The 24642-nt window shown below is 55.9% G+C and carries 20 protein-coding genes and 1 tRNA gene; 14 read left to right on the top strand and 7 right to left on the bottom strand.

Features of this window, described 5'->3' with window-relative positions; genetic code table 11:
* Positions 1–128: 128 nt before the first annotated feature.
* Positions 129–2621 (top strand): PAS domain-containing protein, encoded by a 2493-nt coding sequence (locus tag EU557_RS21110; protein WP_135532474.1) that lies wholly within the window; start codon positions 129–131, stop codon positions 2619–2621.
* A gap of 173 nt (positions 2622–2794) precedes the next feature.
* On the opposite strand, the gene EU557_RS21115 is transcribed toward EU557_RS21110, so the two are convergent.
* Positions 2795–2867 (bottom strand) — tRNA-Met (locus tag EU557_RS21115).
* Between the two features lie 222 nt (positions 2868–3089).
* On the opposite strand from EU557_RS21115, the gene EU557_RS21120 reads away from it, so the two are divergent.
* Positions 3090–4280: an alpha/beta hydrolase gene (locus EU557_RS21120; protein WP_135532475.1), complete on the top strand. Its 1191-nt coding sequence runs from the start codon at positions 3090–3092 to the stop codon at positions 4278–4280.
* Between the two features lie 232 nt (positions 4281–4512).
* On the opposite strand, the gene EU557_RS21125 is transcribed toward EU557_RS21120, so the two are convergent.
* A complete protein-coding gene (locus EU557_RS21125; RefSeq protein ID WP_167855302.1) occupies positions 4513–6387 on the bottom strand; it encodes a BamA/TamA family outer membrane protein in 1875 nt (624 codons plus the stop codon).
* Between the two features lie 169 nt (positions 6388–6556).
* Here EU557_RS21125 and hemW point away from each other — a divergent pair, with 169 nt between their 5' ends.
* The 4 genes from hemW (at position 6557) to EU557_RS21145 (ending at position 10300) form a co-directional block, all read left to right on the top strand.
* A complete protein-coding gene (gene hemW, locus EU557_RS21130) occupies positions 6557–7699 on the top strand; it encodes a radical SAM family heme chaperone HemW (RefSeq protein ID WP_135532477.1) in 1143 nt (380 codons plus the stop codon).
* Positions 7700–7930: 231 nt separating this feature from the next.
* Positions 7931–8434: a hypothetical protein gene (locus EU557_RS21135; RefSeq protein WP_135532478.1), complete on the top strand. Its 504-nt coding sequence runs from the start codon at positions 7931–7933 to the stop codon at positions 8432–8434.
* A gap of 108 nt (positions 8435–8542) precedes the next feature.
* The gene (locus EU557_RS21140; protein ID WP_135532479.1) at positions 8543–9196 is read left to right on the top strand and encodes an alpha/beta fold hydrolase; all 654 of its coding nucleotides are present in this window, start codon (positions 8543–8545) and stop codon (positions 9194–9196) included.
* Between the two features lie 336 nt (positions 9197–9532).
* The gene (locus tag EU557_RS21145) at positions 9533–10300 is read left to right on the top strand and encodes a cyclase family protein (RefSeq protein ID WP_135532480.1); all 768 of its coding nucleotides are present in this window, start codon (positions 9533–9535) and stop codon (positions 10298–10300) included.
* A 281-nt stretch (positions 10301–10581) separates the two neighbouring features.
* On the opposite strand, the gene rpmA is transcribed toward EU557_RS21145, so the two are convergent.
* Positions 10582–10899 (bottom strand): 50S ribosomal protein L27, encoded by a 318-nt coding sequence (gene rpmA / locus EU557_RS21150; RefSeq protein ID WP_135532481.1) that lies wholly within the window; start codon positions 10897–10899, stop codon positions 10582–10584.
* 96 nt (positions 10900–10995) lie between these two features.
* Positions 10996–11301 (bottom strand): 50S ribosomal protein L21, encoded by a 306-nt coding sequence (gene rplU, locus EU557_RS21155; RefSeq protein ID WP_135430215.1) that lies wholly within the window; start codon positions 11299–11301, stop codon positions 10996–10998.
* Positions 11302–11766: 465 nt separating this feature from the next.
* Here rplU and EU557_RS21160 point away from each other — a divergent pair, with 465 nt between their 5' ends.
* From EU557_RS21160 to EU557_RS21185, 6 genes are all read left to right on the top strand, one after another.
* Entirely contained in the window at positions 11767–12729 is a 963-nt protein-coding gene (locus EU557_RS21160) for a ribonucleoside-diphosphate reductase small subunit (protein ID WP_135532482.1), read from the top strand.
* 454 nt (positions 12730–13183) lie between these two features.
* Entirely contained in the window at positions 13184–14110 is a 927-nt protein-coding gene (locus EU557_RS21165) for a DUF6624 domain-containing protein (RefSeq protein WP_245326346.1), read from the top strand.
* 195 nt (positions 14111–14305) lie between these two features.
* Positions 14306–14590 carry a GIY-YIG nuclease family protein gene (locus tag EU557_RS21170; protein WP_135532483.1) on the top strand — a complete coding sequence of 95 codons (285 nt, stop codon included), beginning with the start codon at positions 14306–14308 and terminating at the stop codon, positions 14588–14590.
* A gap of 447 nt (positions 14591–15037) precedes the next feature.
* Positions 15038–17419, top strand: coding sequence for a ribonucleoside-diphosphate reductase subunit alpha (locus EU557_RS21175; RefSeq protein ID WP_135532484.1), 2382 nt, complete (start codon positions 15038–15040; stop codon positions 17417–17419).
* Positions 17420–17511: 92 nt separating this feature from the next.
* Positions 17512–19035, top strand: a complete 1524-nt coding sequence (locus tag EU557_RS21180) for a hypothetical protein (protein WP_135532485.1) — start codon at positions 17512–17514, stop codon at positions 19033–19035.
* An 80-nt stretch (positions 19036–19115) separates the two neighbouring features.
* On the top strand, positions 19116–19718 hold the full coding sequence (locus EU557_RS21185; RefSeq protein ID WP_135532486.1) for a hypothetical protein: 603 nt from the start codon (positions 19116–19118) through the stop codon (positions 19716–19718).
* Positions 19719–20038: 320 nt separating this feature from the next.
* Here EU557_RS21185 and EU557_RS21190 read toward each other — a convergent pair whose 3' ends face one another.
* Positions 20039–20401 carry a hypothetical protein gene (locus EU557_RS21190; protein ID WP_135532487.1) on the bottom strand — a complete coding sequence of 121 codons (363 nt, stop codon included), beginning with the start codon at positions 20399–20401 and terminating at the stop codon, positions 20039–20041.
* Positions 20402–20653: 252 nt separating this feature from the next.
* Here EU557_RS21190 and EU557_RS21195 point away from each other — a divergent pair, with 252 nt between their 5' ends.
* Positions 20654–22591 (top strand): acyl-CoA synthetase, encoded by a 1938-nt coding sequence (locus tag EU557_RS21195; RefSeq protein ID WP_135532488.1) that lies wholly within the window; start codon positions 20654–20656, stop codon positions 22589–22591.
* A gap of 179 nt (positions 22592–22770) precedes the next feature.
* Here the strand turns inward: EU557_RS21195 and EU557_RS21200 are convergent, their stop codons facing one another.
* On the bottom strand, positions 22771–23031 hold the full coding sequence (locus EU557_RS21200; protein ID WP_135532489.1) for a hypothetical protein: 261 nt from the start codon (positions 23029–23031) through the stop codon (positions 22771–22773).
* Between the two features lie 243 nt (positions 23032–23274).
* Entirely contained in the window at positions 23275–23751 is a 477-nt protein-coding gene (locus EU557_RS21205) for a hypothetical protein (RefSeq protein WP_135532490.1), read from the bottom strand.
* 311 nt (positions 23752–24062) lie between these two features.
* On the opposite strand from EU557_RS21205, the gene EU557_RS21210 reads away from it, so the two are divergent.
* The gene (locus EU557_RS21210) at positions 24063–24623 is read left to right on the top strand and encodes a glycosyl-4,4'-diaponeurosporenoate acyltransferase CrtO family protein (protein ID WP_135532491.1); all 561 of its coding nucleotides are present in this window, start codon (positions 24063–24065) and stop codon (positions 24621–24623) included.
* Positions 24624–24642 lie beyond the last annotated feature (19 nt).

Consider the following 24642-nt stretch of genomic DNA (forward strand, 5'->3'; position numbering starts at 1 on the left):
CAACCCGGCAGTCTGCGCACCCGACGACGAAACGCAGGGTGGAATGATGACTATATGAGCCAGCTTTTAACCTGCGTCCGCGAAAACTGCCGGATGGCAGTCCTCTAAATTTGATGCGTACGCCCTGAGTGTATGATAGCACCAACCCTGAGGTTATCGTAGACTTTACGTTTGTGCACCTCAACGCGGCAGCGAAGCGCATGCTAGGCCTAGCCACCGACGAGCCAGCACTCACGCTGCTCCAGCTACTGCCACAAAGCCAGGCAAACGGTGCCTTCACTTTCCACCGTGAGGCGTTTATAACCAATGAGCCCCTCTCATTTGATCTTACGTTTCAAACCAACGGACAGGAAACCTACTTCCGGGCCTCGGCTCGCCGCGTGGGGGAAGGCTTGGTTGTCAGTTTTGTAGAGGCCGCTGACCATCCGCGGATGGCCATGAGAATAGCTCTGCGCGAAACCCAAGCCCGCGAGCAAGCGGCCCGGGCTGAGGCCGAGGTGCAGCGCCAGCAACTGCAACTGCTATTTATGCAGGCGCCGGCATGCATGGCCAACCTCACCGGTCCTGATCATGTCTTCTCCTTCGTAAACCCGCCCTATAGCCAGCTGTTTAGCGGCCGACCTTTGGTAGGTAAGCCATTCACCAAAGCGCTACCAGAAATGAAGGGCCAACCGTTTCTACGCTGGCTCGATGAGGTGTATCGTACGGGGAAAACGCATTTTGGCAATGAGGTACTGGCCTACGTAGATCATACCAACACCGGGCGACTGGAGGAACGGTACTTCAATTTCATCTACCAAGCCACCCGCGACGCCTCGGATGCTATAACCGGCGTGCTGATTTTTGCCTATGATGTTAGTGAGCAGGTAGAACGGCGCCGCAGACTGGAGGAGCAGGAGCACCAAACCAATCAGCTAAATGAGGAGCTAGCCGCCGCAAACGAAGAGCTGCACGCTTCCTTTGAGGAAATACGAGCTAATAATGAGGCCCTAGCCCACACGGAACTAGCCCTTCGCAGCCTCAACCAGGAGTTGGAGGCCCGCGTGGAGGAGCGCACCCAGGAGGTGCAGCTTGCTCAAATAGAAACTGAGCGCCAGCGGATGCGCTTGTACCGGTTTTTTATGCAGGCCCCGGCCGCGCTCTGCAGCCTCGATGGCCCAAACCTGGTTTTCGAGTTAATCAACCCCAACTTCCAGAGCCTATTCCCAGGGCGGCGTATACAGGGCCATTCTTTACTAGAAGCGCTGCCCGAACTCAAGGGTCACCGCGCCTGGAACACTCTGCGCCTAGTGTATGACACGGGGGCCACTCACCAAGAAACGGCTATTCTGATACCGGTGGCCGAGTACGAAGGCGGCCCCTTAGAAGACCGGTACTTCAACTACGTCCAGCAGGCCCGCTACGATAGCCGCGGCGATATTGATGGGGTGCTGGTTTTTGCCTTTGAGGTGACGGAACAGGTGAAAGCCCAGCAGCAAAGCGAAGAAAGTGCCCGCCGCCTGCGCATCCTAACGGATGCCCTGCCAGTACTCATAGGCTATCTTGATAACGAGCAACGCTACCAGTTTGCCAACCAGGCCTATGAAACGTGGTTTAACCAGCGCCCGGCCGACTTATTGGGCCGGACGGTAAAGGATATTGTGGGCGAAGAGGCCTACCGGCAGGTGCAGCACTACATTGAGCGTGCATTGGCTGGCGAACGGCTTGACTTTGAGGCCCAGATGCCTTACCGGGAAAACTTCACCAAGTACATCCGGACCAGCTACGTCCCGGATGTGCAGAAAGGGCAAGTGGCCGGCTTTTACACATTGGTGAATGACATTACGGAGCAAGTAGAAGCCCGCCAGCAAGTGCAGCGCCTCAACGAGCAATTGTTGTCCATGAATGAGGAGCTGCAAACCAGTAACGAGGAGCTTAGCAGCACCAATGAGCAACTGACCCGTACCAACGTAGACCTCGACAACTTCATTTACACCGCCTCGCACGACTTAAAGGCGCCCATTACTAATATTGAGGGGCTGCTGCAAGTTCTGCTAAATGAGCTTCCCACCAATAAACGGGAAGGCGATGTGGGCTATGTGCTTGAACTCATGCAAGGGGCCGTAGACCGGTTCAAGCGGACCATTGAGCATCTGACGGATGTATCGAAGCTGCAGAAAGAGCACGCGCAACCGGCTACCCAAGTAAGCCTGGCCAAGGTGGTACAGGATGTTCGCCTGGATTTGATGCCCCTCATTCAGGAAACTGGCGCGCAGCTTACTCTCGACACACGGAACTGCCCATCCATTGCCTTCTCTGAGAAAAACCTGCGCTCCGTTGTATACAACCTGCTCAGCAACGCCCTCAAGTATCACCACCCCGACCGCATACCGGAAGTGCACCTTCATTGCCGCACCGAAGGCCCTTACCTGGTGCTAGAAGTACAAGACAATGGCCTAGGGCTGGATCTGACGCGCACTCAGCACATGTTCCAGATGTTCCAGCGCTACCACACCCACGTGGAGGGTTCGGGGGTAGGCCTGTATATGGTGAAGAAGATGGTGGAAAACACCGGGGGCCAGATTCAGGTGCAGAGTAAACTCGGAGAAGGTTCTACTTTCTCGGTATACTTCTGCCTCTAGGCCAGTACCTGAGCACCAAAAGAAGTTAGTTAAAGCACGTACGCCAGTCAGCAGCCCCCTGTTGCTACTGGCGTAGCCCTGCTCTTGCCATGCAGGTGACATCTGCTGCTCCCGGGCGCAGGGGCGTAAAAAGAAACGACCCGGCTGCCGTAATGGCAACCGGGTCGTTTAGGTAGCGGGGACTGGACTCGAACCAGTGACCTTTGGGTTATGAGCCCAACGAGCTACCAACTGCTCCACCCCGCACTGTTTGGTGATGCAAATGTAGTAGGGTTTTTCGGAAAAGCACACCCTTTGGTTACAAATACTTAACACCAGAGCCTTTCTATCTGATTATCAGAGCAAAAAATTATTGACACAAATTCTGGATAACCGTTGAGTACAGGATTATGGCCTTCTCTTATCTCAACAACAGCTCCCGCGTAGAATGCATCAGCTTATTACACAAATTTACCACACCAAAATCCTATGAACTCCCCTCATTCTCAGTCTGCTGTTCTACCATCTTTGCGGTGGGCAGTTCCAGCGCTGGCATTAGGCCTTTCGCTAACAGCGTGCAACTCCCCTCAAAACTCCGAATCGGGAGCAGCAGCCAGCACCTCTAGTGCCGATGCTACCACTACCGCTGATACATCGGCTTCTTCTACTGCCACTAATACGCCTGATGCTATTAAGCCAGCAGGCCCAGCCCCAGCATGGGCCCCCAACATCGGCCCCCAAATGCAAACTGTGGTAGAAAAGCTAGAGAAGCTGCAAGGCCCTACCCCACCCGAGAAACTCCCCGTAGCTGAAGTCCGCAAGGCTCCTTCGGCGGCTGATGCGGCCATGGCCGTTATGTCTGACTTTCATGTGCAAGCGCCCCCATCCAAGCTTGATACCATGAGCAAAGTGATGGCGCCGGGCCTGAAAGCTCGCATTTATACCCCCCAGGGTGCTACCGGCCCGCTGCCCGTAGTGGTGTATTACCACGGAGGCGGCTGGGTAATTGCCAACCTCAATACCTATGATTCTTCGGTGCGGGCGCTAGCGGAGAAAAGCGGAGCCATCTTCGTATCGGTGGCCTACCGGCAGGCACCCGAGCATAAGTTCCCCACCGCTCACAACGATGCGTTTACGGCTTACCAGTGGGTGCTGAAAAATGCCGCCTCCATTAAAGGTGACCCCAAGCGGGTAGCCGTAGCCGGAGAAAGCGCTGGTGGTAATTTGGCCGCCGCCGTTTGCATGATGGCCCGCGACAAAGGAGCTATGCAACCTAAGCACCAACTGCTGGTGTACCCCATTGCTGGTTACGACCTGAACACGCCTTCTTACCGGAAGTACGCCAGCGCCAAGCCGCTGAGCAAGCCCTTCATGGCCTGGTTCTTCGACAAGTATCTGCGTACGCCCGCCGATGGCAAAAACCCACTCATTTCGCTGGTAACCGCGCCTAATCTGAAAGGCTTGGCTCCCGCCACCGTTATTGGCGCCGGTATCGACCCGCTGATGAGCGAAGGCAAAACCTATGCTGATAAGCTGCAAGCAGCCGGCATCCCGGTGAAGTATCAGCTCTATGACAACGTGACCCACGAGTTCTTCGGCATGGGCGCCATCATCCCGGAGGCCATGCAGGCTGAAGATCTGGCGGCTGGCGAGTTGAAGAAAGCGCTGGCAGCTCAATAAGCAATCCAGCATACTATTTAAAAAGCCCTGACACCTTGGTTGGTGTCAGGGCTTTTTTGTGTGAGGCACTCTATTGTGCTGACGTTGAGATGTAGCGACGCAATGTTGCGTCTCGGCGCTTGCTGCTGTTGTTTACCACGCGTCGCGCAACGGCTATTATTCTAGGCCTGTCGTTCACGCGTTACCGTTCAACGACGAGACGCAACATATTGCACTCCAACGTCAGCACGTGTTAAAACCGGTTGGTGATGCCGAAGTGGATCTTGCCGGATCCCAGGGAAAACTTCTGCTGCTGGTCGCGGCCGAGGGCATACACGAACTGGAACTGGCCGGCAGCTGTCCGGAAGCTCAGGCCGGCTCCTAGGCCAGTTGGCGTATCCTGGGTGGTTTCGGTGGTGATGTCGCGCCGCAGCCAGGCTTGGTCGGCGAAGACAAACACGTACGAATCGGCGCTGGTAAACTGCCGGAACTCGGCCGTACCGATGGCGTACTGGCTGGCGTAGTAGTTCAGCTCATTGAAGCCGCGTAGGGTAGCTAGGCCACCCAGCCGGAACAGGTCGTTTAGAAACAACCGCTGGTTGAGCAGGGCTTCGCCCCGCACCCGCGTGAAGAGCACTCCGTTGCGGCCAAACCGGAAGTACCGCTCTACGCGCCCGCCCAGGCTGATTTGGGTGGAGCGCAGCGGCACCGTCTGATACAGCTGCTCTAGTAGATCGGGGTTGCGGTTGATGCGCTTGGTCCCGACGGCGCCCTGGCCGCTGGCCAGCATCCCACGCCGCGGCAGGTAAGGGTCGTCGAGGGTATTCCAGACGTAATCGACGCCGTAGGAGTTGAACTCAGAGTCGATGTTCTCGGGGAGGCTGGTGGTGAAGACAGACAGGGCGGCGGAATCAGCCAACAGGCGAGAGCTGCGGCGCTCCGTGAAGAAAGACACCCGCCCCGCGTGCGCCGTGGGGTACGTGACCTGCAGGCGCGGCCGCACCGTCAGGAACTGGTCGTTCTGCTTCAGCAGGTTGAAGGTACCTCCTACTTCCAGGGGCGTCCCGAAAAAGCTAGGGTGCACGTACTGCGCATCAAGTAGCTGGGAGGTAGCATCAAGCTTGCGCCACTGGATGCCAATGCCCTTGCCGCCGCCCTTAATGTTGCGCAGATTCAGGGTAACGTCGCCGGTGATCTGCACCTTCTTCTGGCCTACACTGGGGTTGGCATTGGGCAGCACGCCTACGATGGCATCAAACTGGCTGGCCGCCCGGTCTTCCAGCAGCAAGTATACCCGCGCCTTCCCCAAGGCAAACCGCACCTCGGGCTCGGCTTTAAGCTGCAAGTACGGAAGCTGGCGGAGCCGACGCGCTGCCTCCTGAATTTTCTGTTGACTATAGGGCTGGCCCGGAAAAATCTGCAGGTAGCGCGTCAGGAAGCCCACTCGCGTTTTGGTTTTGCCCACAATCTGAATGGAATCGAAGACCACGGCCTGGCCCCGCTGCAGTACAATGCGGCCCGCCACCTCGGAGCCCAATAGCTTCAAGGAGTCGAGGGTAACGGTGGCGAAAGGGAAGCCTTGGTTTTCGGCCTCGTGCAGGATGTTCTCCTGCAGTTGGGCCCACTCTTTCGGCTGGAAGGGTTGACCCCGAAACAGCTTCTCGCGGTAGCCGGCCCGCGTCATCAGCCCGTCGCCCAGGTTGCCGTTGCGCAGCTGAGCCCACTGGAATTTCTCGCCCACGTACAAGCGCACCCGCAGGGAGTCGTGGCCCCAGCGCATTTCATCGGCCGAGGCCGTGAGGTAGGCATCGGCTTGCAGAGCCAGCAGCAAATCACGCAGTTCACGCACGGCAGTGGCCGAGTCGGGTAATACTTTGCGGTAACGGTAGCGCCGCACCAGGGGCTGATCGGCGGCTTCTACCTGCAGCGCCAGCGCTACTGGCCTACGGGCGGGCAGCACCCGCCGCGCTGCGGCTGAGTCGGGCCGCTGGACTGGCCTAGCCGGGGCCGGGGGCGTTTGCAGAGCGGGTTGCGTCAGCGTATTCGTAACCGTTTGCGCGCGCACTGCCCCTAGGCCACTCAGGAGGCACCAGCTTAGCAGACTAAGAAAGAGAAGGTGGGCGTACATTTGGGAACTGAAACGCAAAAAAGCGCTTTTAATTTCCCGAAAGTACGCCAGAGTACGGTTGGCTTTCTTTCCCATCTGCTGGGGTGTTTCTCCCGGCACCCCATGTTCGGCCTTGCCCTGTTAGTACAGAGTCTACCGCACCGCTAGGCCACTCTTTTGCTGCTTCCTCATGTCCGGCCTCTACCTTCATATCCCCTTCTGCAAACAAGCCTGCCACTACTGCGACTTCCACTTCAGCACCTCCATGGCGCTGAAGAGCCGCTTTGTGGAAGCGCTGGTGCGGGAGATGGAGCTGCGCCGCGACTACCTTGGCCCTGCTCCGCATCTCAATACTATTTACTTCGGGGGCGGCACGCCTTCGTTGCTGACTGCCGCCGAGCTTGACACGATTTTCGAGGCCATTCACCAGAACTTTGCGGTGGCTCCTGACGCTGAAATAACCCTGGAAGCCAACCCCGACGACCTCACGGCCCTGAAGCTGCGAGAGCTGGCGGCCTCGTCGGTTAACCGCCTGAGCATCGGCCTGCAAACTTTCCACGAGCCGCATTTGCGCATGATGAACCGGGCCCACTCCGCTGAGGAGTCGCGGGCCTGCGTGGAGCTGGCCCAGGATGCGGGCTTCGAGAACATTTCCGTGGACCTGATTTATGGGGTGCCGGCCGAGGGGCACGGCATCTGGGAGCGGGACATGGAAATTGCCTTTGGGCTGGGCGTGCCGCATATGTCCTGCTACGCCCTTACCATTGAGCCCGACACGGTATTTGGGCGACAGCTGAAGAAGGGCAAGTTCCTGGCGGCGCCTGAGGAATTTGTGGCTCATCAGTTTGAACGGCTGCTCCAGCAAATGAGCCGTCACGGCTACCAGCAGTACGAAATCAGCAACTTCTGCCTGCCTGGCCGCGAGTCGCGCCACAACTCGGCTTACTGGCGTGGGGTGCCCTACCTAGGCCTTGGCCCGAGCGCCCACTCCTTCAACGGACACAGCCGCCAGTATACCGTGGCCAACAACCCGCAGTACGTGCAGGCCGTGCTCGACCACGCCGAGGTGCCCGCCACCGTGGAGCAGCTCTCCCCTACTGACCGGGCCAATGAGTACCTGATGACCAGCTTGCGCACCGCCCAGGGCTGCGACCTAGGCCACCTGCGCGACACGCTCGGTGTAGACTTGCTAGGCCCGCGTGCGGCTTACCTGCAGGAGTTGCAACGTGCCGGCTGGGCCACGCTCAGCCCCGAACACGTGCTTGTGCTCACTGACCAAGGCAAGCTACTGGCCGACCAGATTACGCTGGAGCTTTTTCAGGACGAGAAGTAGCTAAGCAGTAGCCCACAGCAGGAAGTCTTCTGTGTAAATAGCATGCGGCTACTCAGCTACTTAGGCCTGGGCGGTGCATTTTTGCCGGAATAAAGCCTAGTTGCCGCGCCAAAAGTCCTAATTTCCCTTTCCCATTTCGGGCTTGAGTAGCCGCCGCCAAGTGCTGGTGATGGCTACGCTAGGCTTCTGAGCGGGCTGGATTCGAGCGTATGCTGCAACTTTAGTGCTGGTATGAGAAGACTTATTGATGCCCTTGCCGACGACACCGATTTCTTCATCGAGCAGGTGCAGATTACGGCTATTGTTTTTGACACATCCGACGACGTAACTATCTGGGCTACTACCTTTTTTGACCAGGAGCTCCACTTTTTTCACCTAGGCCTCCCTTTCCAGCAGCTTGATCTGCTGATTCGGTTGGCGGGCCCCCGCGCCGAGGCTGTGCAGGAGGACGTGGCCGATGCCCTGGCCACCGTTACGGAGTGGCCCTGCCTGTTGGAGTACAGCAGTGAGGAAAGCCAGCCGGTACCTCTTCCCAATGTGGCCCTCAAGCTCTCCTGCACCTACCCTGCCGATGGCCCCTTTGGTGATGAGGATGAGGGAGAAGATGGCGAGGAGGAAGACGAAACCTTCGACATCAGCCTAAACGCCGAAACCGAAGACCCCGAAGAATACGAATCCGACCAGCCCCACAACATCTTTTACCTGGAAGGAGTATTCCTGCGCATCGAACCCTAAGCAGTGAATGCGTGAAGGAAATGAATGAGTGGGTCAGCCTTTCTACGTGTATCGGCTAGGCCACCATCACCACCTCTTCACTCAGTCACTCCTCCCACTCATTCACCGATGATCTACCTCATTCCTGGGCTAGGGGCCGACGAGCGGGTTTTCCGGAATCTGCAGCCCCTCTTGCAGTACGAGAACCAGGTTGTGCACTGGCTCACGCCCGAGCCGGATGAGACGTTGCCGCACTACGCAGCCCGTATGGCTGCGAAGATTCCGCTAGGCCAGTTGGGGTTACTGGTAGGGGTGTCGTTTGGGGGGATGGTGGCGTTGGAAATCACGCGGATGCGGCCGGAGCTGCGCACGGTACTCATCTCCAGTATCCCCGACTCCAGCTGCCTGCCCCCGCTGCTGCGCCTGATTCGGGCTACGGGCGTGTACCACTTAGTGCCGCCCCAGATGCTGAAGCTGTTCCCAAGGGCTGGGCAGTGGTACTTTGGGGTGAAGAATAAGGAGTACCCGCTGTTCAAAGAGATTCTGCGCGACATGGAGCCCGTGTATACCAAGTGGGCTATTAACCGCCTCATGCACTGGGATAGCACCAACGCTGGCTCCAGCATCCAGATTCTGGGCACCCACGACCGGGTATTCCCGCCCGGTCCCACGCCCGTCGAGTACCTTATCCGGGGCGGCGGCCATTTCATGGTAATCAGCCACGCCCCAGAAATTGCCGAAATCCTGAATAAGCTGGCGGCTGAGCAGGCGCACACGGTATAGCTTACGAACGCTACCTCATCGCAATCATAAGAGCTTATCACCACTTTTACCTAGCTCGTCATTCCGAGCATGTGGCGCATCAAGCCAGGGCCTGAGGAATCTCGTGGGCTGACGTTGCATGGCAACCCATAGGCACGTCATCCTGAGCTGGCAAAGGATCTTACTATAGTAGCACGTGGCGCTAGGCCACTAATTCATTCGTGCTAAGATCCTTCCTTCGTCAGGCTAACGGGCTTTGGTATTGGATGGCTGGCCTAGACTATTAGCGCATAAGTAAGCTCTCCATCTGCTTTTCGTTCTTTGTGAGCGTTTTTGCTACCTCATTCCCTCTCCCGCATGTTCGCTACTTACCCATACCAAGGCCGCACGTTCTCCTTCAACCCCAATGCTCCGCTGGATATATCCCTGTCTTTAGCGCCGGGCGAGAACCAGGTGAACTGCTTCTGGGCCGAGCCGGTGCAGTTTGACGTGATTCGGGTAGGCAGCTTTGTGGGCAGCGTAGCAGAAGGCGGGAGCACCAACTACAAGCGCGTACACGTGACGCCCCACGGCAACGGCACCCACACCGAATGCTACGGCCATATTTCTGCCGAGCCTCAGGCCACGCTCAACCGCTGCCTGCGCCGGTTCCTGTTCGTGGCGCGGCTGGTATCGGTGCAGCCCCGCCCCCAGCCCAACGGCGACCAAGTAGTAATGCTGGACGACGTGCGGCGGGAGCTGGAAGGCGGCCCCGATGCGGCCATTCGCCCGGAGGCCATCATCCTCCGCACCCTGCCCAACCACAAAGCCAAGCGCACCCGGCAGTATTCCGGCACCAACCCTACCTACCTGGAGCCTGCCCTAGGCCAGTACCTAGCCGAGCAGCACATTGAGCACTTGCTGTTGGACCTGCCCAGCGTAGACCGCGAGGAGGACGGCGGGGAGCTACTAGCCCATCACGGCTTCTGGCAGTACCCCCACGCCACGCGCCACGCCGCCACCATTACGGAGCTCATCTTCGTGCCCGATGAGGTTGAGGATGGCCTATACCTGCTTAATCTGCAAGTCACGAGCCTAGAACTAGACGCCAGCCCCAGCAAGCCGGTTTTGTACGCTTTGACTTAAATCACTAGGCCTCTCATTGCTTATTTAGCTAGATGTTCTACTCCTTCCATAGTGAGCCTGCCATAAAGCACGTCATCCTGAGCGGAGCGAAGGATCTTCACGTCAGCACGAGGTACTAGGCCAATCGTTCTTACCTGATAAGATCCTTTGCCAGCTCAGGATGACGTGCGGGTGTTGTACTTTGCTATCCGAGGGCTTTGCAAACCCAACCCGAATGCAAAAAGGGACTGCCCTTACGAGCAGTCCCTTTTCTATAAGTCTAACTCTGGAGTTACCGAGAGTTACGCGTTGCCGTGAGCTTCAGCAGAGGCAGTAGCGGAAGTAGAAACCTCAGCGGCGTCAACTTCAGCGGGAACTACCGATACGAACGAACGGTCTTTGCGGCCCTTGCGGAACTGCACCGTGCCGTCGATCATAGCGAACAGGGTGTGGTCTTTGCCGATACCCACGTTCTGACCGGGGTGGTGCTTAGTGCCACGCTGACGAACGATGATGTTGCCAGCGATGATGCCCTGACCACCGAAAATTTTCACGCCGAGACGCTTGGAATGCGATTCACGACCGTTGTTGGAGCTACCTACGCCTTTCTTGTGTGCCATGGTATTGTTGAGTTGAGAGTAGTTGGTTGCCGGCTGCCAGGATCAAAGCCGAATTCTACTGAACTGGCCACTGGCAACACAAAACAGGCAACTCAATTACCCAATAGTGTTGATCATTACTTTGGTGAACTGCTGACGGTGGCCGTTCAGCTTCTTGTAGCCCTTACGGCGCTTCTTCTTGAACACCAGAACCTTATCACCCTTTACGTGGGCCAGAATGGTTCCGGTTACAGTTACGTCCAGCAGCGGAGCTCCAATGGTAACGGTTCCGTTATCATCGGTGAGGAGGGCTTTGCCCAGCTCTACGCTGTCGCCGACGTTGCCAGCCAGCTTGTGGGCGTATACAAATTTATTGGCTTCGACCTTGGTCTGCTTCCCGGCTATGTTGACAATTGCGTACATCGGCGTCTTCGCGGTTTCTGAAAAATGGAAGGCAAAAGTAGAAGGATGATTTTACAAATCCAAACCCTAACTCATTAAACATCATCGCCCCTGCCTTCCTGAGCTCCAGTAGGCCTATATGCAGGAACGCGCCAGCGTACACGCGAATAGCAGTTTTGTGGATAACCAACATTGTCCACACACAAAATGTGGATAACTTTTATAAAGCTGGACTTATTCCATGATCTGGTGGCACTCCGGCCGCCTACCCACAATAGGCAGTGGCCTAGCGGCATACACAAAAATTAACACAGAAAAAACGCTACTGTCGAGCCGACCTTCCCGAAAGTGGGGGTTATCTTTGGCTTCCTGACCCGCCCGCCTTTCTGGCGATGCCTTTGAACAAACCCGGCGTGGCCAGAGTTAGAAGCCCGCCCCCACGCTTGGCGGGTTTTGCTACCACTACTCACATTCTATCCTGCTGCCATGGAACCTCTGCTCACCGAGAACCCCAACCGCTTCGTCCTCTTCCCAATCCAGCACAATGATGTGTGGCAGATGTACAAGAAGGCCGAGGCCTCTTTCTGGACGGCTGAGGAAATTGACCTCTCTCAGGACCAGAAGGACTGGGAAAACCTCAATGACGGCGAGCGTCACTTCATCTCGCACGTGTTGGCTTTCTTCGCGGCCTCCGATGGCATTGTGAACGAAAACTTGGCCGTGAACTTCATGCAGGAAGTGCAGATGGCCGAGGCCCGCTGCTTCTACGGCTTCCAGGTGATGATGGAAAACATTCACTCGGAGACCTACTCCCTGCTGATTGATACTTACATCAAAGACCCCAAGCAGAAAGACTACCTCTTCAACGCGCTGGAAACAGTACCCGCTGTATCCAAGAAGGGAGAGTGGGCCATTAAGTGGATCAACTCAGAGAACTTCACGGAACGCCTGATTGCGTTTGCGGCCGTGGAAGGCATCTTCTTCTCGGGCTCGTTCTGCTCCATCTTCTGGCTGAAGAAGCGCGGCCTGATGCCCGGCCTGACCTTCTCCAACGAGCTCATTTCCCGCGACGAAGGACTGCACTGCGACTTCGCCTGCTTGCTCTACAAAGACCACCTGCAGAACAAGTTACCTGAAAGCCGCGTGCACGAAATCATCCGCGACGCGGTGCAGATTGAGCAGGAGTTCGTGACCGACGCGCTGCCCGTAAACCTGATTGGCATGAACGCCCAGCTGATGTCGCAGTACATTGAGTTTGTGGCTGACCGTCTGCTGGATGCTCTGGGCTACAGCAAGATTTACGGCTCGACCAACCCTTTCGACTTCATGGAAATGATTTCGCTGCAGGGTAAAACTAACTTCTTCGAGAAACGCGTGGGCGAGTACCAGAAGGCCGGCGTCATGAGTGAGCGGACGTCCAACGCCTTCTCCCTCGACGAGGACTTTTAATCGACTGATTGTAAGGCAAGGGTGGCCTAGGCCACTCCTCTATGCAACGTATACCAAGGGGGCGCTAATCATACGATTGGCGCCCCTTTCCGCGTTCATAGCAAAATCGCATTATTTGTTACAATGACCCGCAGCAGCTAAGTCCTCCAAGCTGGGGAGTCGTTCTAGGCCAGAATGATTTAAATACAACGTCATGTCGAGCTTGTCGAGACATCTCGCGTGCTGATGTTATAACTACAATCCAGAGAAGCAGGCGAGATGTCTCGACAAGCTCGACATGACGTTGTATATAAACAACGCTCCGATCAACCACCCCTAACCCCACGCCGCTTGATGCGCGGAATCATCTGAGGAGGGGAACTAGACTAGCTCTCTAGCTCTGAGCCGCAACATGAGTTAGCTAAAGTTTTGACAACCTGTCATTTATTTCAACGACTTATACTACCCTTACCCTATGAAAAAGGCCACAACCCTTTTGGCTGCCCTCTTACTGAGCAGCAGCCTAGTATTTGCTCAAGCCGAATTCCGGAAGCTCAATCAACAGGCTGCCGATGCGTATGCGGCGAAGAGTTACAAGAGCTCGGGGGAGCTCTACGACCAGGCGTTTAAGCAGGCCAAAGCCCAGCCCTCCAGCACCGACCTCTACAACGCGGCCTGCAGTTGGGCCCTGGCCGGCGACGCTACCAAAGCCTTTCAGTACCTCGATAAAGCTACCGCGGCCGGCTGGGAAAACGTGGCCCACGTGAAGCAGGATACCGACCTGACCACCCTGCACGCCGACAAGCGCTGGCAGCCCATGCTCGCCAAGCTGGAAGCCGCTGTGGCCAAGATAGAAGCCAACTACAACAAGCCCCTGAAGCAACAGCTGGATTCTATCTACGCATCGGACCAAGGCGGACGCATAAAAATCGACGCGGTGCAGAAGCAGTACGGCCCCCATTCAGCGGAGCTGACTGCGCTCTGGAAGGAGATTGAAGCCACCGATGCCCGCAATTTGCAGCGTGTTACCAAGCTACTGGACACGCACGGGTGGCCTAGGAAGTCGGAAGTGGGAAATACGGGGACCCAAACGGTGTTCTTGGTTATCCAGCATTCTAACCTGCCCACTATGGAGAAGTACTTCCCCATGGCTAAGCAGGCGGCAGAACGTGGCGACTTATCGAAGTCGGGTTTTGCTTTGCTACAAGACCGGATGCTGATGTGGCAGGGCAAGCCCCAGATTTACGGCAGCCAGCTCAAGGGCGACGCCAACGGCAAGATGATGTTTCACGAAATCGAAGACGAAGCCCACGTAGATGAGCGCCGCGCCGCCATCGGCATGGAGCCCTTGGCCAGCTACGCCAAGCGCTTCGGGCTGGAGTATAAGGGGCCGGGGAAGTAGGATATTCTTTTTTCGGGTTTGCAGAACGATCAAATCCGCACGTCATCCTGAGCGAAGCGAAGGATCTTCTCACGTCAGCACGAGGCGATAAGCCAGTCGTTCATGCGTGAGAAGATCCTTCGCTTCGCTCAGGATGACGTGCTTTATACAAGACGTGCCGTTATTAGTAGTTAGGTCCCTTATACCTCATCACTTATGCTTTACTACACTTACATCACTACCAATCCTGCCCGCAACGTCCTATACATTGGGGTCACGAATAATCTGACTACGCGGCTGGGACAGCACTATGCTAACCGAGGTAATGCTCAAACCTTCGCGGGGCGTTATTTCTGCTATCATCTTCTCTACTTCGAGGAATACCCTAGTAACGCAGCTGCTATTGCTCGCGAGAAGGAGTTGAAAGGCTGGACTCGAATGAAGAAAGAAGCGTTGATAGTCACGCAAAATCCTGCGTGGGAATTCCTCTCAACGGGGTAAGCGTACTAGAACGAACCAATAAGCACGTCATCCTGAGTGTAGTGAAGGATCCTGTCACGTCAGCACGAGGCGCTAGGCCAGTCGTTGTATCGCGACAAGCTCCTTCGCGCTGCTCAGGATGACGTGTTTTGTGGGGGGGCTACGTGGCTAGCAGCATTTCACACCGACAATACCACTTCTGCCGGAAATCAGCAACCTTATTTCTAATCGTTTTAGCTTGCTATATATGCATGCCTGAATCACAAAAAAGGGCCTAAGCACTAGCGTTTTAACAGTATGTGGAAAACTTCTAAAGAATAGGTTTGTCCTGAGATTCCAGAGCGGATATATTCGGAACCGTTGACCTGCCTTAATGGCCCGGTTACCGCCCGATTATCTGCCTGAACTGTTTGGCCGGCCTGCACCGGCTACACCTATACTTCACCCCCTCCATCAACTGCTACGCCTATGTTGGTAATCAAACGCGACGGCCGCCGCGAGTCCGTTAAATTCGATAAAGTAACGGCCCGCATCGAGAAGCTCTGCTACGGGCTGAACCAGAACTTCATCTCCCCGATTGAGGTGGCTAAGAAGGTTATCGACGGTATTTATGACGGCGTAACCACCGTTGAGCTGGACAACCTGGCGGCTGAAACCGCGGCTTCGCTCACCACCAAGCACCCCGACTACGCTATTCTGGCGGCGCGCATTGCCGTGAGCAACCTGCACAAGGTGACCAGCAAGTCGTTTAGCAGCACTATGAAGCGGCTGCACACCTACGAGGACCCCAAGACCGGCGAAAACGCCTCGCTAATTGCGCAGGACGTGTGGGAAATTGTGCATGCCAACGCCGCTACCCTCGACTCGGCCATTATCTATGACCGCGACTACAACTACGACTACTTCGGCTTCAAGACGCTGGAGCGCTCCTACCTGCTGCGCCTCGATGGCAAGGTAGTAGAGCGGCCCCAGCACATGATTATGCGCGTGGCAGTGGGCATTCACAAGGAGGACATTGCCGCCGCCATTGAGACCTACAACCTCATGAGCGAGCGGTGGTTTACCCACGCTACGCCCACGCTGTTCAACGCCGGTACGCCCAAGCCCCAGCTCAGCTCGTGCTTCCTGCTCACGATGAAGGACGACTCCATTGAGGGCATTTACGACACGCTGAAGAACTGCGCCCTGATTTCGCAGTCTGCCGGCGGTATTGGCCTGGCTGTGCACAACGTGCGCGCCACGGGCTCTTACATCAAAGGCACCAACGGCACCTCCAACGGCCTCACGCCCATGCTGAAGGTGTTCAACGACACGGCTCGCTACGTAGACCAGGGCGGCGGCAAGCGCAAGGGCGCTTTCGCGGTGTACCTGGAGCCCTGGCACGCCGACATCTTCGATTTCCTGGACCTGAAGAAGAACCACGGTAAGGAGGAGATGCGCGCCCGTGACTTGTTCTACGCCCTCTGGACGCCCGACCTGTTCATGAAGCGCGTGGAAGCCAACGGCGACTGGACGCTGATGTGCCCCAACGAGTGCCCTGGCCTAGACGAGTGCTACGGTGAGGAGTTTGAGAAGCTCTATCAGAAGTATGAGCGCGAAGGCCGCGGCCGTAAAACCATTAAGGCCCAAGACCTGTGGTTTGCCATTCTGGAAAGCCAGACCGAGACCGGCACGCCCTACATGCTGTTCAAGGACGCCGCCAACAACAAGAGCAACCAGAAGAACCTCGGTACCATCAAGAGCTCCAACCTCTGCACCGAGATTATGGAGTACACCGACAAGGACGAGGTAGCCGTGTGCAACCTGGCCTCGTTGGCCCTGCCCCGCTACGTGCGACCCGACGAAGCCGGTAACCTGATCTTCGACCACCAGAAGCTCTACGAGGTAACTTACCACGCCACGATGAACCTCAACAAGGTCATCGACATCAACTACTACCCCGTGGTAGAAGCTGAGCGTAGCAACCGCCGCCACCGCCCCATCGGGCTGGGCGTGCAGGGCCTCGCCGATACGTTCATTGCCCTGCGCATGCCCTTCGAGAGCGACGAAGCCAGCGGCCTGAACAAGGACATCTTCGAGACCATCTACTTCGCGGCCATGACGGCCTCCAAGGATCTCGCCATCAAGGACGGCCACTACGAGACCTTCCCCGGCTCGCCCCTGAGCAAGGGCCAGTTCCAGTTCGATATGTGGGGCGTAACGCCTAGCTCCGGCCGCTGGGATTGGGAAACGCTGCGCACCCAGGTAATGGCGCACGGCGTACGCAACTCGCTGCTGGTAGCCCCCATGCCCACGGCCTCTACGGCCCAGATCCTGGGGAATAACGAGTCGTTTGAGCCGTACACCTCCAACATCTATGTGCGCCGCGTGCTGAGCGGGGAGTTCATGGTGGTGAACAAGCACCTGCTCAAGGACCTGGTGAAGCTAGGCCTGTGGAACGACCAGATGAAGAATGCCATCATTGCCGCCAACGGCTCGGTGCAGGACATCCCGAACATTCCGCAGAACATTAAGGACCTGTACAAGACGGTGTGGGAGATTTCGCAGCGCCGCATCATTGACATGTCGGCCGACCGTGGCGCGTACATCTGCCAGAGCCAGAGCCTGAACTTGCACGTGCTGAACGTGAACTTCGGCAAGCTCACCAGCATGCACTTCCACAGCTGGAAGAAAGGCCTGAAAACCGGCATGTACTACCTGCGCACCAAAGCCGCCGTGGATGCCATCAAGTTCACGGTGCAGAAGCAAGCCGCCGAGACCCTGGAGCCGCTGAACGTATCGGCCCAGAACGCCTCCGACATGGCCTGCTCCCTGGATAACCCAGACGCCTGCGAGGCCTGCGGATCGTAAGAGAAGCACTAGACAATAATTGAAAAGGGGCGAAGTAAGACTTCGCCCCTTTTTTGTGCTTGTTGTAATTCTAATCAGTCTTTTCGCAGAACATGAAAAACCTTCTACAAATATTTTTAACTTCTTCTCCCGAAAAATATTACAACCAAGAAGCGTACAACACCTACTTCCAAGAAGCGTACAACACCTACTTCGATTTTCTGGCTGAAAGCTTACAGAAGAATGAAACAGAGCTTCTAAACTTTCTCGCTGATAAAGAAGAGGCAATTAATATTTCATATAAACTGCTTGAAACTATCAATGACAAGCCAATACATGAATACCAAGTAAAAGATACCGACGCTACCTTTATAGACGAGTATATAAATTATAATTATCTGCAATTACTTGATGGTGTATTGCTAATCTATATTCAGCTTGCGACTTATATACAGTTGGTAAACGAAAACAAACAGACAGAAAATTTAGACCTATATACATGCATTGGCAAACTGGGCAAGACCAGATTCAATTACCTGTTACCAGTTTATGAACACACAGTCAGGAATGGGATAGGTCATGGAAAAATAATCTATTGGGAGTCTAAAGCTGATTATATCGATAAAAAGAACAATAAATCAACTCTATATTATTATCAGTTCATCAGGAAGTTTGATTCGCTCTTAGATATCGTAAACGGCTTTACGTTGGCCTACTTAACATTTTGGCATAAAGAACTAAGGTTTCGAAAAGTGAATATGCCTCGTCAAATGCTTTTCCAGGAAATAAAGTTGAACAATACATTGCCAACTTGGGAGGTACTGAGTGTCATTAATCAGCAGGTTTTAGAAAAAAAGCAACTAGCTATTAATGTCAATTCCTTCTGTTCATCTCAAGTCGAGTTGCGCGATGAAGCTATAAAAACTGCTGTACACGCATCTCATTTATCATCTGGGAGATTTGATGAAATTTACTTGCATATCACTCATAACGGATACCCCGGGTATGTGAAGTTTGACACTAAGGCTCTCAACAGTATCGAGGGTGCGATTAGTAGCGACGACTTTATCCCTGCTGTCACTGACAGCCTTGAATGGTTCTTTCATGGCTTTGTGGAAAATATGCCAGCAAGCATGGACTCTAATGCATTTGTTTACAATGTCAACAAAGCTAAGAAATTAGATAATGAAGAGTTTGTTGATTCATTCTTATACAAAGACATACATCAGTACGTGAACTCATATAATGACTACATCTTGATAAAAGATGCTCGATATGTTTATAGTGGTGTAGAGCGTGATAAAAAATGCATCATAAATTTGATAAAGGAATCTCTACCTAACCTTTTAGCTCACACCCGCAGAAAGAGCAAAGAGCTAACTATGGCTAATAAGCATTTACAATTACCAATTAAATACATATGCATTTCAGTGTATGAAGATAACAAGAGAGGTAGAGCATTAAGAAGCAATGGAATCAAGCCAAATTTGATATGCACTATTCAATATAACGCCACTACAACAGGCACCATAAAGCTGATGGATAGCAAAATCGAGCACTTCCAGGGCATAGTATTCAACTGGAATCACTACTGGAGAAATGCCGAAGACTATTACAGAATGTTTCCGGAGAGCTGATAGAGTCCTGTTCCAGCAACTCTAAGCTTCCCTAGTTGGCACAGTTTTATATATAGAGTTTTCACACTTCTCTATTCCTTATGAAATTCAACGCTACTCTCTCGCTATTGCTGGGCCTGACGCTGGCCTTTACCGCTGGCTGTGATAAAGATGACCGGGAACAGACGCCCGAGCCACTGCCTGAGCCCGCAGTTACCTATAGCCGCTCCATTATATACCAGGACAACGGCCAGCACCGGGATACCACGTTTCAGGCGAAGCAGTTAGAGGCCTACGTAACCCAGAGCGCTCAGAGCCTATCCGTAGGCGTACAGCCCGCCACCACTACCGAGGGCATCAACTTCGCGCTGGACCGTACCAAACTGCCTGCTACTCTCACCGGAAGCTATACGCTCAGAACCATCGGCAACCGGACCCTGGATGCGGATGTAAACTACTACTACGACCTGCCCGAAAGCCGGGGCGGCGGTACGGTTATCTACCCCAGCAGTATGCAGTACGTTACGGGTAGCTTCGCCATCAGCAGCTACGACGCCAAGCGGCAGCTCCTGAGCGGCACCTATACCGCTACCCTAACCGGGGCCAGCGACCCAACCGTGGCCTACAGCACCTTCCCCAAGCGCAAGTGCGACATCACCGTTACGGGCACCTTTACCAACGTACCGCTCAAGCAAGTGGAATAACGTGGCTGCTAGGCCACTATTAGTCATAGGAAAAGGCCTGCACCGGTTGTGTAGGCCTTTTTGCTTGAACACAACTGCTACTTAAGAGCGCGCTTTGCCTCTGCCGATGCCACTACTAGCTGGAGCACAGTGGCCTGACGGGCTAGCACATGCTACCCCACCCGTTGGTTGCTACAGTGTTCTACCTGACTCAAGCTACTAGTGCAAGACCAACGTTGCAGCGGGTAACGCGCAGCACTGCTGCCGCCATAAGTACCGTTCATGCCATGCATGGTACTTGGCGTTTGCCACTGGCCTAGGGCTTTGCTTTCAAGCTAGCATCAGTCTTTCTTCTTGGCACCGCCCGTGTTGAGGGCAAGGGAGGTCAAGCTGATGCGCTCATCAGCGGCCAACACAAACCGTGGTTTTAACCCGGTGGCCTTAATGTCATTGCCCTTCATGGCGAAGGCTTCCTGCTTATTGTCGGCTACATAAATCTCACTGCCTACTGGCAGAGAGTAGGCCTTGGTATCGCCTGGGTTAAGATTGCTCACTCTCGTCTGGTTTTGCCCGTCGGGAGTGTAAATGATCAGAGACAGATGGTAGACGTCGGCATAATCATTTTTGAAACTGATGCTGGCGCTTTGCTGACCATAGGCAGCTACCTGTAGAAACAGGCCGGCGATTGTAGCTATAGCTTTCATAATCAACCAACTCCAAAGTATTCACAATGTTTAATACAGTAAGCTCGGGCTGCGCTTACGTTGAGTACCTAGGCCCCTCTTGTCATTTCATGTGCTACCTGAGGGCACTAGGATTGTAACCGGCCGAAGGGAGGTGGCCTCTTTCTTCGAGCAGCTTCAGGGGTGTGGGCATAGTTGCGCTTCGGGGCTGCTTACCTTTAGTGAAACTTTGCTCTCACACGCGGCCGATAGTGGCCGCCTCTCCCCTCTTGTATGCCTGGTTACCGCAACCTTGCCGATATTCTCACGCTGGAACAAACGCCGCTGTCGGCGCAGCCGGTGCCCGCCCACACCCTGGAGCTGCTGGAACGCGGCGCCGCCCGCAACCCACAGGCCCTGGCGTTGCGCTTCGTGTTCAGCGGGGAGCGGCCCACCGAGTCGGTTGATTTCACCTACGCCCAGCTGGTGCAGCGCTGCTACCAGACCGCCAACCTGCTCCACGAGCTGGGGGTGGCCGCTACCGACGTGGTATCGTACCTGCTGCCCAATTTGCCCGAAACCCACTTCACCCTCTGGGGTGGGCAGGCGGCGGGCATCGTGAACCCCATCAACCCGCTGCTGGAGCCGGCCCAAATTGCCGACATCCTCAACGCGGCTGGTACCAAGGTGCTGGTCACGCTCCGGGCCTTCCCCAAAACTGATATCTGGCAGAAGGTGGAGGCCGTAGCCGCCCTGGTGCCCACCCTCCAAACGGTCATCACCGTGGATCTGCTGCCCTACCTGCCGCTGGCCCAGCGCCTGGTGGTGGGGGCCTTACGCCTGGCCCAGCCCCGGCCCGCGCTGCCGGGCATCCGGGTGGTAGACTTTGCCCAGGCCAGCAAGAGCCAACCCACCGACCGGCTGGTGTCGGGCCGCCGCATTGCCACTGAGGATACGGCCTGCTATTTCCACACCGGCGGCACCACGGGCACGCCCAAAATTGCCCCGCTCACCCACTACAACCTTACCAGCGTCAGCTTTTCCGCGGCGCAGCTGCTGGGCGGCGAGGCCGAGCCCGAGCGGCTGGTGTTCTTCTGTGGCCTACCGCTGTTCCACGTAAATGGGGTGGTGGTAACGGGCAGCGTGCCGTGGCTGCTAGGCCACACGGTGGTGTTGGGGAGCCCCGCCGGCTACCGCGGGCCGGGCATCCTCGACAACTTCTGGCAGCTGGTGGCCCACTACCGCATCTCCCTGTTTAGCGGGGTGCCCACCATCTTCAGCCGCCTGCTAGACCTGCCCGTTGCGGGCCATGATTTAAGCTCCCTGCGCTACGCCATTTGCGGGGCCGCCCCGCTGCCGGTAGAACTGCTGCGCGCGTTTGAGCAGCGCACCAAGTTGCGGCTGGTAGAAGGCTACGGCTTCACGGAGGGCAGCTGCATTAGCATTGTGGGGCCGGTGGCGGGTGCGCCCATGCCGGGCAGCATTGGGCTGCGCCTGCCGTACCAGGAAGTGCGCGTAGTGGTGCTGGACGAGCAAACCGGCCAGTACCTGCGCGACGCCGACACCGAGGAAAGCGGGGTGCTGGTGGTGCGAGGCAGCAACATCTTCGGGGGCTACCTCCAGCCCGAGCACAACAATGGCATTTGGGTGGATACCGGCGACGGCCAGGGCCCCTTCTACAACACCGGCGACCTGGGCCGGCAAGATGCCCAAGGTGGTTTCTACATCACGGGCCGCAAGAAGGAGCTCATCATCCGGGGTGGGCATAATATTGACCCCAAGCTGATTGAGGATGCCCTCTCAGCTCACCCGGCCGTGGCCCTGGCGGCGGCCATCGGTAGCCCCGATGCCCACGCCGGCGAGCTGCCAGTGGCCTACGTGACCCTGGTGCCCGGCCAGCAGGTATCGGAGGCGGAGCTGCGCGCCTTCGCGGAAGCGCGCATTCCGGAGCGGGCGGCCTGGCCTAAGCAGGTATACACTGCCGCCGAGCTGCCCCTCACGGCCATTGGCAAAATTCTGAAGCCCACGCTCGTGAAGCAGGAAATCACGCGCGTGTACACCCGCCAGCTGGCTACCGTCGAGAACCTTACCCTCCACGCCCTAACCGTCCGCGACGACCGACAGCGGGGCCTAGTGGCCGAGCTCACGGTAGCCGGTGAAGCCACCGACGCCCATATTGCAGAGGCCCTGCTAGGCCTACACGTGCCCTACGACGTACGTCGGCACGCGTAAGTACTTTGCTGTAGGCCACTAGGCGTAAGGCTAGCAGGCAGCAAGGGCCTGGCTGAGGGTATTCGTTAACCAGTACCTACAGTCTCCCTTTTTGCGGCCAGCTGCCTGCTGGCTTTGGGCCGACGCACAAAAAGGCTTCCACGGATGGTGGAAGCCTTTTTGCTTGATATAGCCGCTGTTTAGTGGCGCCCTTTGCCTCTGCCATGGCCACGGCCGTTGTTGCCACTCGGAGCGTAGTAGACCGGGCCAGCAGGCACGAGCAGCACGCCGCCTTTCTTGTACTTGGGGTGCCGGGCTTTTACGGGGTGCGCCTTTTCTACTACCACGTAGCGGGGCGCTGGCGTACCAATATTGATGTTAATTTGGGCCTGAGCCGATGTGGTGCCCAAGGCCAGACCAGCTACGGTAAGGCCAGCAGCAGTGAGAAGAGCTTTAATCATATACACGGAGTTAGAGGGAATTACGCAAACGTTGAAATCAGGTCGGCCTGCTTTCGTCCAACCCTCAACGCAAATATGAGGCCAGTATACAGGAAATATCCTAATCAGGGAATAGACAAACTATATGGATCAAATACATAGAAAGAGGGCGGCCTGCTTTAACTAGCGGCAATACATCCAGGCTTCTCTATCACATAGCTGAGGAGGCCTAAGCCAGTATAATAATGTGGTAAATTCCGCTGGCTAGAGCGCAGCCAGAGCTTCAGCTTTAGGAAGCCGGACCTTTATGGCTCTGATGGCTACCGTGGGCTGCTGAGTAGAGGTCTGCACCTGCATTATGTAGCGGTACTGCTGCGGCCCTACGGTAATGAGCAAGACGTAGCGGCCCGCCGACAAATTACGAAAGTCGAAACGGTGGCCGTAGGCGGCAGCGGCGTAGGCCTCACTGAACAGCACATGGCCGCTCCCCTGACGAGTTACCTGCACTTTTCCCGGCTGCTGAGTGGGGTTGTTTATCCGCACCCGGATGCTGTGCTCGTCGGCAGCCTGCACGTGCACCGGCGCTGAGGGTGTACCGCCGGGGCCACTCGCCCAGGCAGCTCCAGACAACCCTAGGCCTAGCACGGCGCTAAGGCAAAGCCGCTTCCCAAATAACAGAATTGAGTAGGGGAAAGACAGGGATTGAGCGGCCGGAAAGGCCGGATACAAGAAGCGTTTCATAGTGGGGAAGGACAAGGTGTGCATTAACGAACAGGCTATTACCTGCCTCCCGCTAGTAGCACCAAAGCCCGGGCCAACTATATAAAACCCTCAATATTAATCACTTGCCATACGTTCTCGTTTTAACGAGCGCCTTAAATACGTCCGTTACCGGACGCTATGTTCGGTTGTGGCGACGCTGAAGTATGGTAGGCTGCTTACCCGGAGACTGGCCTACAGCGTGCAGCCCGTTTGGCCCGAATAGTTTATAGGTGGTTTAGTCAGTCCCGTGAGGGCTCAAGCTTAGCTGGCAGCTATTATCTTGGGCTATTATGCCGCCTACCCCGAAGAAATCTGAGGTGCCCACGTCGGCTGTGCTGGCTTTCTACAATGCAGTGCCCAGCGTATTTTGGTCGGTGCTGCACTTGGTACCGCTTAGCCTATTTTGCTACCAATACCTGCCGCGGCTGTGGCTATACGGCAGCATTGGGGTGAGCTTGCTGATGTATGCCATTCCCAAAGCGTGGTTCCGGCGCTGGCAACTGAGTGCCCGGCCAGTGGCCTATCAGCGACTAGGCATAGCCATAGTGGGCCACCTCACCCAGCACGGCAGCGTAGTGCATGGGCTCATTCGGCGGCACTATCCGCAGTACCGCCGGGCGAGGAGCCGGCAGTCGGTGGCGGGCCTACTAGGAAATACTTACCACATGGAGCGGTTTCATGTGGCGGCGCTAGTGTTCTTTCTGCTGTGCAGCATATCCGCCGCCACCCAGGGTCGCTGGGGTTGGGCCGTGGGGCTAGCGGTGCTCAATATCACTTATAACCTCTATCCCATTTGGTTACAGCAATACCTGCGGCTGCGCCTGACGTCTATTAACCGCCCTGGTTCCTGAGGCTGGTTTGCCGCCTAGG

Source organism: Hymenobacter wooponensis, assembly GCF_004745865.1.
Lineage (GTDB): Bacteria > Bacteroidota > Bacteroidia > Cytophagales > Hymenobacteraceae > Hymenobacter > Hymenobacter wooponensis.

Coding starts and splice junctions, on each gene's coding strand:
- EU557_RS21140 (WP_135532479.1), top strand. CDS start 8,543: ATGATCTACCTCATTCCTGGGCTAGGGGCCGACGAGCGGGTTTTCCGG.
- EU557_RS21120 (WP_135532475.1), top strand. CDS start 3,090: ATGAACTCCCCTCATTCTCAGTCTGCTGTTCTACCATCTTTGCGGTGG.
- EU557_RS21190 (WP_135532487.1), bottom strand. CDS start 20,401: ATGAAAGCTATAGCTACAATCGCCGGCCTGTTTCTACAGGTAGCTGCC.
- EU557_RS21125 (WP_167855302.1), bottom strand. CDS start 6,387: ATGTACGCCCACCTTCTCTTTCTTAGTCTGCTAAGCTGGTGCCTCCTG.
- EU557_RS21170 (WP_135532483.1), top strand. CDS start 14,306: ATGCTTTACTACACTTACATCACTACCAATCCTGCCCGCAACGTCCTA.
- hemW (WP_135532477.1), top strand. CDS start 6,557: ATGTCCGGCCTCTACCTTCATATCCCCTTCTGCAAACAAGCCTGCCAC.
- rplU (WP_135430215.1), bottom strand. CDS start 11,301: ATGTACGCAATTGTCAACATAGCCGGGAAGCAGACCAAGGTCGAAGCC.
- EU557_RS21195 (WP_135532488.1), top strand. CDS start 20,654: ATGCCTGGTTACCGCAACCTTGCCGATATTCTCACGCTGGAACAAACG.
- EU557_RS21185 (WP_135532486.1), top strand. CDS start 19,116: ATGAAATTCAACGCTACTCTCTCGCTATTGCTGGGCCTGACGCTGGCC.
- EU557_RS21160 (WP_135532482.1), top strand. CDS start 11,767: ATGGAACCTCTGCTCACCGAGAACCCCAACCGCTTCGTCCTCTTCCCA.
- EU557_RS21210 (WP_135532491.1), top strand. CDS start 24,063: ATGCCGCCTACCCCGAAGAAATCTGAGGTGCCCACGTCGGCTGTGCTG.
- EU557_RS21180 (WP_135532485.1), top strand. CDS start 17,512: ATGAAAAACCTTCTACAAATATTTTTAACTTCTTCTCCCGAAAAATAT.
- EU557_RS21200 (WP_135532489.1), bottom strand. CDS start 23,031: ATGATTAAAGCTCTTCTCACTGCTGCTGGCCTTACCGTAGCTGGTCTG.
- EU557_RS21145 (WP_135532480.1), top strand. CDS start 9,533: ATGTTCGCTACTTACCCATACCAAGGCCGCACGTTCTCCTTCAACCCC.
- EU557_RS21205 (WP_135532490.1), bottom strand. CDS start 23,751: ATGAAACGCTTCTTGTATCCGGCCTTTCCGGCCGCTCAATCCCTGTCT.
- EU557_RS21175 (WP_135532484.1), top strand. CDS start 15,038: ATGTTGGTAATCAAACGCGACGGCCGCCGCGAGTCCGTTAAATTCGAT.
- rpmA (WP_135532481.1), bottom strand. CDS start 10,899: ATGGCACACAAGAAAGGCGTAGGTAGCTCCAACAACGGTCGTGAATCG.
- EU557_RS21165 (WP_245326346.1), top strand. CDS start 13,184: ATGAAAAAGGCCACAACCCTTTTGGCTGCCCTCTTACTGAGCAGCAGC.
- EU557_RS21135 (WP_135532478.1), top strand. CDS start 7,931: ATGAGAAGACTTATTGATGCCCTTGCCGACGACACCGATTTCTTCATC.